Origin of the sequence: Pantoea sp. Morm (genome assembly GCF_016643525.1) — a bacterium.
Lineage (GTDB): Bacteria > Pseudomonadota > Gammaproteobacteria > Enterobacterales > Enterobacteriaceae > Pantoea > Pantoea dispersa.
The window spans coordinates 1-725 of sequence record NZ_VOQX01000271.1 but is presented as its reverse complement, the minus strand read 5'-3'; the positions used below and the strand labels follow the sequence as shown (position 1 = coordinate 725).

At 50.6% G+C, this 725-nt stretch carries 2 tRNA genes and 2 rRNA genes; all 4 read left to right on the top strand.

Going from position 1 to position 725, the window contains the following annotated elements:
* Positions 1–83, top strand: a 16S ribosomal RNA gene (locus FT726_RS27495); the annotation flags it as partial.
* Positions 84–156: 73 nt separating this feature from the next.
* Positions 157–233, top strand: a tRNA-Ile gene (locus tag FT726_RS27490).
* 116 nt (positions 234–349) lie between these two features.
* Positions 350–425, top strand: a tRNA-Ala gene (locus tag FT726_RS27485).
* Positions 426–628: 203 nt separating this feature from the next.
* A 23S ribosomal RNA gene (locus tag FT726_RS27480) occupies positions 629–725 on the top strand; the annotation flags it as partial.

Genomic DNA, 725 nt, shown 5'->3' with positions numbered 1-725 from the left:
CGCTTACCACTTTGTGATTCATGACTGGGGTGAAGTCGTAACAAGGTAACCGTAGGGGAACCTGCGGTTGGATCACCTCCTTACCTGAAGATACCTTCCCGCGAAGTGCTCACACAGATTGTCTGATGAACTTAGAGAAGAGCGTAAAACGCCTGCAGGCTTGTAGCTCAGGTGGTTAGAGCGCACCCCTGATAAGGGTGAGGTCGGTGGTTCAAGTCCACTCAGGCCTACCAAATCATTTCTCATGCTGCGTTACAGCGCCGCTCGCATAGAAGACTATGCGTCGCGACCCTGCGCCTTGCCTGAAAAATGATTCTCCTTGGTACTCATGCGTTTTACAACACTCATCGGGGCTATAGCTCAGCTGGGAGAGCGCCTGCCTTGCACGCAGGAGGTCAGCGGTTCGATCCCGCTTAGCTCCACCATCAACGAACCCGCGTTGATACAACTTCAGAATGCATTTACTGAATGCATTGCGAAGTTATTGCTCTTTAACAATCCGGAACAAGCTGAAAATTTGAAACGACGCGTCGTTTTCATTCTCCGTAATAAGAATGAAATTTACGATGCGTTCGGGTCTCTCAAATGCTTGCAGTCTGCAGCGTTGCAAAACGCCTGTGGGTTGTGAGGTTAAGCGACTAAGCGTACACGGTGGATGCCCTGGCAGTCAGAGGCGATGAAGGACGTGCTAATCTGCGAAAAGCGACGGTAAGGTGATATGAACC